Source organism: Candidatus Melainabacteria bacterium, assembly GCA_003963305.1.
Classification (GTDB): Bacteria; Cyanobacteriota; Vampirovibrionia; order Obscuribacterales; family Obscuribacteraceae; genus PALSA-1081.
In genome coordinates this window covers 309455-318246 of record RXJR01000018.1, presented here as the reverse complement: position 1 = coordinate 318246, position 8792 = coordinate 309455, and the positions used below count along the sequence as shown (strand labels likewise).

The window sequence follows — 8792 nt, the reverse complement described above, 5'->3', positions numbered from 1 at the left end:
TCACTAACACTTCGTTGCCATCAAACTGTGTAGAAGACTTTCACCTCCGAGTTGTTGAACATGCCCAGCGCACAAATGAAAGAGGAGCACTCACATTGCTCCTCTTTCGTTTAAAAGTTCAGGCACAACTCTACAAATTGCGCACGTTATGCAGAGACGCTCTTACAATCGCGCTCGCAATCTTCATCCCAGAAGTTACGCAAATCGGCGCACTCGCGAAATCTTCGTTTCTTTGGCGGTGCCACGGTTTCAGCAGCAACAGCACCTGGTGCAGGGCTGAGGGCGAAAGACTTTTCCAGTTCAGTCACATCTATTGCTAGTTTTGCGCAACTCATGACGGCTCCAATGTTCGTTCGGCTTACCTGAGTTACATACTAACAACGGAGTTCGCAACCTGATAAAGCCATAATTTTTTCTTCGTCAATGCCGGAGAGAAACACTGGAAAACCTAGTTCCTGTGCGAATCTAAAGACTTTTGGAAATTGAGCAGATTAAATCATGGGCGTCGCGAGTTGTTGCGACCGATTCTCACTTCATCAATTGATCAAGCAGTTTCACGACTCTATCGTCGCCTGGATCAAGCGCCAGAGCCTGACTCAAAACGGCCTTCGCTTCGTTTTGCTGCCCGTCTTGATCGAGCACGCGACCAAGGTTGTACATCGCATTTTCATAATCGGGTCTGATTGCCAGTGCAGCTTTGTAGGCATTGATTGCACCTTTAGCGTCGCCGTTTGCCGACAGAGCATTACCCAGCACAGCCTGATAAATAGCCTGTTTTGCATCAAGCGCAACGGCCTTTTGAGCCTCTGTCAACGCTTCCGCCTTCTGTCCGCCATCGAGCAAAACGACACTCAAGTTGGAATGCGAATAGCCGAGATTCGGATTGAGCTTAATCGACTCTCTAAGACATGATTCGGCCGACTTTAAATCACCGTTCTGACGCCAGGCCCAGCCGAGGTCATTCTGAGCTTCCGCGTCATCTGGATGCTCCTGCACACGTTTCTTACAGGCGTTCAGGTCAGGGGCCCCTTGTGCGCCACTCTTCCAGCTGCCTGCCCTGCCTTCCTTATCTTTGGCCATCGCGGGGCTGCAAACGATAGGAGCCAACGACAACGCCAGGCTGACCAGCAGTCCAGCTCGCAAGGTAGAGCGCATCAAATTCATGTCTTAATCCTCAATTAGTCCGGAATGCCTGCAATAGCCCAGAAGCAAAGTAGCAGACCTGTCATCACACCCATCAGGGCGAACACAACAGATTCAATCACGTTTTTTGCGTCGTCGAGCGATTGCTTAACAAAAAGTAGACCACCGCCGAGAAACACGGAACCGACGATAAACATCATTATTCGTAGAATTATTATCTGTTGCACTATGTCTGGTATCAACGCGAGCTGAGGATGGTTAATCTTTCAATTGTAAATGCAATTGAGCTCGTTGCTACAAAACCTTTGTCGGCTTCGGGAAAAGCTTCAGGCACGGTCGAATATAACGGGCATTCTCTTGCGCCCCCAGGTGCCTTTGTTCTTATCAAAAACACCGGCAATGGCAGTCTTGCAATGCTTACAGCAACCATTCTTAATGTCGTAACGACCCAGCTCATACCAATCACGTTCAATCAGCAACTTTGAGCAGTTCGGACAATAGGTGCTCTGCCGCTCAGCATCGTTAACATTGCCAACGTATGCGTATTTGATTCCAGCCTTGATAGCCTGGTCGCGTGCACGAATCAAAGTCTGATGCGGAGTGGGCGGTCGATGTTTGACACGATAATCAGGATGAAACGCCGTGAAGTGAATGGGAACGGAATCGCCAATGTTCGTGACTATCCAGTCGCACATCCGCTCAATTTCATCGAAAGAGTCATTTTCATCTGGAATCATCAGATTTGTAATTTCGAACCAGACATCTGACTCATGTTTGAGCCACTTGAGCGTATCCAACACAGGCTCGAGCGCAGACAGAGTCAACTTTTCGTAAAAGCGTTCCGTAAATGCTTTCAGGTCAACGTTAGCGGCATCAATGACGGAATAGAACTCAGGTCTGGCCTCCCTGGTGATATATCCAGCCGTCACGGCAACTGTTTTAATGCCGACCTGGTGGCAAGCTTTAGCTGTATCAATGGCGTATTCAGCCCAGATAACGGGATCGTTGTAAGTGAATGCGACGCTATTGCAACCCAGTCTCTGAGCGGCGGTAGCGATATCCTCTGGTGTAGCCACCTCACTAAGTTGTTCGATTTCCCGCGACTTGCTGATGGACCAGTTCTGGCAAAACTGGCAGCCCAGATTACATCCAGCGGTTCCAAATGAAAGTACACTCGAGCCCGGCAAGAAATGATTAAGCGGTTTCTTTTCAATGGGATCGACACAGAAGCCAGTGCTGCGACCGTAAGTGGTTAGCATCATTTGCCCATCCACGTTCTTGCGCACGAAGCAAAAGCCGCGATCTCCGGCTTTTAACACGCAAGCGCGGGGGCACAGGTCGCAAAAAATTTTGCTGCCCTCTTCTACGTAATGCCAGTATCGGCCGGGTACTCCGGTCGGTTCGGCCTCTGAGTTGTCGGAAGGGCTCATCAGTTCGGTCCTATACCTGAAGGTTCTGCAATCAGTATATCCAACCGTGATTTATTTAATGTGCCCAAAGCCTCACAGTGCGGCGCAAAAGAAACGTTCGCCGTAACGCCGCGAACTTTTGTCCAAATGTCCGCCAATTCGCATATATACGGTCGGCACTCAGCTAATTATGCCGCCCGACCAAGGTTCATGACCCGATGAGCATCCTCGACAGCATCAAAAACGTAGCCTCAGAAGGGTTAAACCTGGCTGGCTCTGCCGCCAACGAGGGTTTGAACCTGGCTAGTTCTGTCGAAAAAGTTGCAGAAAATGGCTTGGGCACACTGGCCAGCGCCGGAAAGAAAGTACTCGACACGACTGCCCACCTTCCCGAAGTCTTCCTGCACACTCCCGTGGCATCGCTTCTGCCAGGCATCGCAGAAGCCAAGTCACTGGTTGCAGTCGGAGAAAACGTATTCAAAAGCAGCATATCAGGAGACATTTTCAAAGTCGCAACCACGACAAGCCTGGCCTCGATGATTCCCGGGCTGGGCGCACTTGTCGGCGCAGCTACCGCAGTAGAAAGCGCAGTTCAACCACACAAAAAAGACGAAATCTTCAACGTAGTTTCAAAAGACGAATGGAAAGAGATCCTGCTCAAGGGCGGAGCCACAAAGACCGAAAACAATCAGCCCACATCCAAACCAGCCGAAGCAACCATCCCAGCGGCACAGATTGATGCAAACGGAGTTGAATTTCAGCGCACCTCATTCGACACAAAACTGGCAAACTCTGCCGACACAACCAGAGAGCCCGTTAAGGCAGGTCAAACAAAGATTGAAGGCGATACCGCCACTCACACCGAATCGGATGGTACCGTAACCACGCAAACAGGCGGTCATACAGAGATTCAGCGTGGCGATCGCAAAATAGTGAAGGATACAGAAACCGGAACCGTCAAAGAGCAAGTTGGCGACCGGATAGCTTATCAACAGAACAGCAACACCCAGACCCAGGAATGGAATACGAAGCAAGGCGTGCGAGTTGTTGAAGAGAACGGCGAATACAAAATCTACAACAAAGACGGCACATTAATAGGCACAAGACCAGTATCCGTCATCGCCAGCGAAGTTCAAGAAGAAGACCAGACCCTGGCAAATGGTGACCAGATGAGACGGCACCTGTCGGGTCGCATTATGGATCATGTCCGCTGCGGCAGAAACAGAACAGTCCCATCTGGAAAAGAGTGGGACGTCTACAGCGACGGCGTGTCCAGAACACTGGCATCGGGCGAAACCGTTGGCATGATGGCATCCAGCGATGCGTTCGTTCAAATCGGTCAAACAACTGTTGTGCGCAAAGCGCAAGACCACAAGATCTACCTGATCGAAAATGGAGTCTCGCAAGAGATTGAAGTCAACAGCGAAACACTGACTGCTCCAGTGAAACGAGCGGTGACAATGCTGAGCGGCATCGATCAAGACAACAAGTTGCACCTTGGAGACGGCGCCTTTTTAACCGTGCGCAACGGCAAAGTCGTAGGCGGAACCGACGAAATAGTCGACGAGCCAGTTCCTGCGCCAGACGGCTCCAACACAGTATTGCAAATCGCACCAAGAAAAGTCGAAGTGACCATGGTCACTACCGGCAACGATTCATCGACATCGCGTTTGCTCGGAGGCTACCAATCAACTTACGAATGGCAATCACACAAAAGCACTCTTGCTGAGCCTGACGCAAAACCAGGCGAACAGCCTAAGCCGATCGTAACAATCGACGACAAATCAGTTACCACCGACGACGTAATCACAACCAAAGAAGGCACCACTGATAGAGTCACACACGACTTCATCGGCAGAGATGGAAGTATTGCCACCAGCAACGGCATCAAGGTCTCAGCCAACAATGATATTCAATTCGCAGACGGAACCAAATTCAATCATGATGGCACCGTCACACTGGCAGACGGAACCGTAGCGCGTTCAGCGACCAATCACGAATCAATCGAGCAGCAGGCATCGTCCGCGCTCGCTGCCGCCCTGACCATCGCCAGCGCAGTGGCCGGAAAAGCAGCCAGTGGCACCATCACCTTTGACGACATAGCACTGCTGCAGTCCAGCATCTGCGATGTACAGTCATTAGTCGGAAACTGCATGGCAAACGGCAATTTGGAAGTCGCCCAATCGCTGATGAAGACTGGAGCAAGCCTCGATGCAGCTCTTGAAACCGCCAACAGAAGCCTGTCCAGCAAAACGATTAAAACCAATCTGTCTGCCAATACAGCCGGTATTGACGTCAATAAGTACGCCTTTTTGCGATCACAGCGTGCTGCCTGATAAAGAAGCAAAAACCGATAGAGCTGTTTTCTACAAACCGATGGTCTTTTTCTTGGTTTCGCTAAGCTTATATTTTTCCAGCACGCCTTGCCAGAGATTCTGAGACTTGAGCAGCAACTCAATCACCTCTCTCACAGCGCCATCCCCGCCTGGTGCCTCAGTCGTGTAATGCGCCATGGCACGGAGTTCTTGCCGCGCATTAGCGACTGCAATCGACAGCCCACTGCGCACCATAAGCGGTGCATCAGTAAAATCATCACCAATGAAAGCCACCTGTTCTTCTTTCAGTTTGGCATCTTTGAGAATTTCGTTGTACGAGGCTTCCTTTTCCAAATGTCCTTGATAGACATAGGCGATATTCAGAATTTTTGCCCTTTCCACAACCGCAGGAGACTCTCTGCCGCTGATCAGCCCAGACTTAAGACCGGCATCGTGGAGCATGTGAAAACCAAGACCGTCATGCGAATTGAACCCCTTGAACTCAACCACCTTACCGTCAGGGCCGGGGAAATAGTAAAGGGTGCCGTCGGTGAAGACGCCATCAACATCCATCAAAAGCAATTTGATGTTAGCGGCTCGATTCTTGATATCAGTAATAGTAAGTTTATTCATCGACATTGTTACCCTTAGAGTGAACATGTGCATTGTACCGGGCAATTGACTCGAATTATCGCTAGACTAGTCGATAAAATTTTCGCCGCTGTCAGGAGGTCGAAGTTCAGTGATTCGGCGTTCACTTTCGGTAGGCTTGACAGTATCATTTTTAATTTTTTCCGGGGAATTCGCCATGGCAGCGCACCAAGATCAGACACGAGCCCGTCTCACAGAAGTTGTGGACGTGCAGAGCATATCAACGGAGAAACCTGCTCAATCGATTCGAAAAGTATCAACATCCAGACCTGACTATACGGTCAAATGCGACATAGTCATCATAGGTGGTGGCACAGGCGGAGCGGCGGCAGCAATCTCCGCGCTGGAGTCAAAGTACAAGGGCTTAAAAATATGCCTGACTGAGGAAACAGACTGGCTGGGCGGGCAAATGACCGCCCAGGGTGTTTCTGCGCTGGATGAAAATTATCTGGTCGAAACAAGCGGTGCTTGCAAGCGATATCAGGATCTCAGACGCGATATTCGAGAATTTTACAAAACGAGCAGAAAACTCTCGCCGACTGGTGCATCGAAGAAATATCTGGATCCAGGAAATTGCTGGGTAAGCAGGTTGGCTTTCGAGCCTGAAGTTTGCCTGGACCTCTTGAAGAAACGGCTGGAACCGGCTGAATCAGCAGGCAGACTTTCCACGTATTTGAGACACAAGCCTGTCTCTGCCGAATGCAAGATAAACAAAGATGGTCGCAAGACAGTCGAAGCCATCGAGACGATCGACCTTATCAGCGGAGAGATCACGAGGTTCGAAGCAAAAGTATTTATTGATGCCACCGAACTCGGTGACATGCTGCCTTTATGCGGATTGAGTTACGCCAGCGGCTCCGACTCCGCCGGCGCTACAAATGAAGCTCACGCGCCGGCGCAAGGCGACCCTGAAAACGTACAGGATTTCGTCTTTCCTTTTGTAATCGAATACCGCCCCGGCGAGCACCATGTTATCGAAAAACCGAAATTCTATGATCAGTTCAATGAAAAAGGGAAGTTCTCTCTACAAGGCTGGAAAATGTTCGAATCAGCCTTTCGTAAAAACGAAGACGGTTCGGAGACGGAATTACTGCCGTTCTGGACATATCGACGTTTGATCGACAAAACATTTTTCGAAGATCCTCACTATCCCGTCGATCTTTCCATGATCAATTGGGACAGCAACGATCTGCGCGGCGAAAACATAATAGACAAATCCGCCCAGACACAGGCAGAGCGCTTAGCGCGAGCAAAATTGCTCAGTCTCGGATTTCTCTACTGGCTGCAGACTGAGGTCGATCGTGACGACGGCGGTAAGGGATATCCCGAATTGATGCTACGTACTGATGTTCTGGCTACTCAAGATGGTTTATCGAAATTTCCCTACATCAGAGAATCACGCCGCATCAAACCGATAAAGCAAATCGTCGAAAAGGATATCGTCGCCAGTTCAAACGACCTGCCCCGCGCCACCTCCTTTGAAGACACAGTTGGCATCGGGCTTTACCCGGTCGACATTCACGGGCATCAGGAAGTGCCTGGCGCCGCGCAGCAAACTTCGCCCTTTCAAATTTCGCTATCGGCATTGATTCCAAACGATGCAGTGAATTTGTTGCCGGCGTGCAAGAATCTCGGGGTGACCCACATCACAAATGGTGCCTATCGCCTGCATCCGATCGAATGGGCAATCGGTGAAGCGCAGGGTGTACTGGCGGCGCACATGTGCAAAGAGCGTGATGAAGCCAAAGACTACCTGAACGATATCAATAAGCTGCGCAATCTGCAGAAAGAACTGGTCGAACGCGGCGCTCCCATTTACTGGTTTGACGATGTATCGACTGACCATCAGAACTTCGCCGCCATACAATATTTAGCCGCAACCAGAGTCTTTCAGGGCAGCACAGAAGAACTGAGCTTCCGACCAGACGAGCCTGTGACAGAGGAAGAGGTGTGCGCTGCAATTGCTAAAATTTACCCCACCGAGAAACTGAAAGAATACGAGCTGAATAAACAGGCCACAAAAGCATTCATTCGCCAGTTATGCAAAACAACAAAACATATGTTTGAGGAGTCCGAAGATAACGAAACTGCAGTTGTAACGCGTTCTCAATTTGCCGAAAGCCTGTACCGCACCATCACCAGGTAACGAATAGTCTACAGCAACCATTTACGCTAAAATTAAGATCGCAGGCAGAGGATGATTCCCGCAATGACTAAATCAGCAGCTGAAGCAGCAAGCGCCTATTCAACAGGTTTATTATGCCTGAAACTTCGGCAACCTGAAGAAGCTCTCAAGCACTTCAACTATGCGCTCAGCCTCTCACCAGACATTGCCAGGGTTTTATACCAGCGAGCTTTCACTCACAACATGCTCGGAAACATCAAAGAAGCTCTTGCTGATTGCAACGAAGCAGTCACGCTTGATGCCTCCGATCCCTGGTGCTACATTCATCGCGCCTTGATTTTCTCCGAACTAAATCAGCCCGAGAATGTTATTGAAGACTGCACAAGGGCAATCGCATTAAACCCGACGTTGGCAATCGCCTATTCAGAGCGGGCTTCGGCGCGATGCGATTTGCGCGATTTTGCACAAGCGATTACAGACTTAAGCAAAGCCATAGAAATCGATCCCAAAGACCCGAACAGTTATATTTGCCGCGCCGTTGCATCCGATGAACTAGGACAATACGATAAAACAATCGAAGACTTTTCGCAGGCTCTGAAACTCAACCCTCAAGACGCCACAGTGGTTTTCAGTCGCGCTCTGGCGTATCACAAAACGGGTCAGTATGAGAAGGCAATTGCTGATTACAATCAAACGCTGGAATTGCAACCGCAGTGCGAAGAAGCTGTGCACAATCGAGGACTGGCAATGGAGCAGATCGACATGAAAGAAAAATTGGAGATTCTCGCTCCCGAAACCAAACGTAAGTCCAGCGGAGCCAGAGTCTACGATCTATTTACTAAAGTAGAGATTGCCCAAACAGACAATTGATTCAGTACAGAAAAGAATTCTGGTAGAGCGTCTCTAACGCTTACCACTTTTATCGCGTCGCTTATCTTCCAATTCCATCTTCTCAATGGCGCTGTTCAACATCGGCACTGCCGCAAACGTTCCAACCCAACCTACTGCAAAAATAATCCCAATAGCTGACACGATCTGGATTCGCTTACTACCTTCAGGCTGAGAAAACCAGATCAGCGAACACAGAATGATAACCACACAGATTGACCAGATGCGATAACGCACGATCATCTCCACTTAAGTTTTAAA

Annotated in this window: 9 protein-coding genes; 3 read left to right on the top strand and 6 right to left on the bottom strand. The window is 49.6% G+C overall.

Annotation, left to right across the window (positions count from 1 at the left end; translation table 11 throughout):
- Positions 1–146 precede the first annotated feature (146 nt).
- The 4 genes from EKK48_18760 to amrS form a co-directional block, all read right to left on the bottom strand.
- Positions 147–335, bottom strand: coding sequence for a hypothetical protein (locus tag EKK48_18760; protein RTL39903.1), 189 nt, complete (start codon positions 333–335; stop codon positions 147–149).
- Between the two features lie 193 nt (positions 336–528).
- Positions 529–1164 (bottom strand): tetratricopeptide repeat protein, encoded by a 636-nt coding sequence (locus EKK48_18755; GenBank protein ID RTL39902.1) that lies wholly within the window; start codon positions 1162–1164, stop codon positions 529–531.
- Positions 1165–1178: 14 nt separating this feature from the next.
- Positions 1179–1370 (bottom strand): hypothetical protein, encoded by a 192-nt coding sequence (locus EKK48_18750; GenBank protein ID RTL39901.1) that lies wholly within the window; start codon positions 1368–1370, stop codon positions 1179–1181.
- A gap of 99 nt (positions 1371–1469) precedes the next feature.
- The gene (amrS, locus tag EKK48_18745) at positions 1470–2573 is read right to left on the bottom strand and encodes an AmmeMemoRadiSam system radical SAM enzyme (GenBank protein ID RTL39900.1); all 1104 of its coding nucleotides are present in this window, start codon (positions 2571–2573) and stop codon (positions 1470–1472) included.
- A 197-nt stretch (positions 2574–2770) separates the two neighbouring features.
- Here amrS and EKK48_18740 point away from each other — a divergent pair, with 197 nt between their 5' ends.
- Complete coding sequence (locus EKK48_18740; GenBank protein ID RTL39899.1) at positions 2771–4888, top strand: hypothetical protein; 2118 nt, start codon at positions 2771–2773, stop codon at positions 4886–4888.
- A 30-nt stretch (positions 4889–4918) separates the two neighbouring features.
- Here the strand turns inward: EKK48_18740 and EKK48_18735 are convergent, their stop codons facing one another.
- A complete protein-coding gene (locus EKK48_18735; protein ID RTL39898.1) occupies positions 4919–5500 on the bottom strand; it encodes a 3-deoxy-D-manno-octulosonate 8-phosphate phosphatase in 582 nt (193 codons plus the stop codon).
- A 175-nt stretch (positions 5501–5675) separates the two neighbouring features.
- Between EKK48_18735 and EKK48_18730 the strand changes: the two genes are divergently transcribed.
- On the top strand, positions 5676–7664 hold the full coding sequence (locus tag EKK48_18730) for an FAD-dependent oxidoreductase (GenBank protein RTL39897.1): 1989 nt from the start codon (positions 5676–5678) through the stop codon (positions 7662–7664).
- 51 nt (positions 7665–7715) lie between these two features.
- Complete coding sequence (locus EKK48_18725) at positions 7716–8513, top strand: tetratricopeptide repeat protein (GenBank protein RTL39896.1); 798 nt, start codon at positions 7716–7718, stop codon at positions 8511–8513.
- Between the two features lie 33 nt (positions 8514–8546).
- On the opposite strand, the gene EKK48_18720 is transcribed toward EKK48_18725, so the two are convergent.
- Entirely contained in the window at positions 8547–8768 is a 222-nt protein-coding gene (locus EKK48_18720) for a hypothetical protein (GenBank protein ID RTL39895.1), read from the bottom strand.
- Positions 8769–8792: the final 24 nt, after the last annotated feature.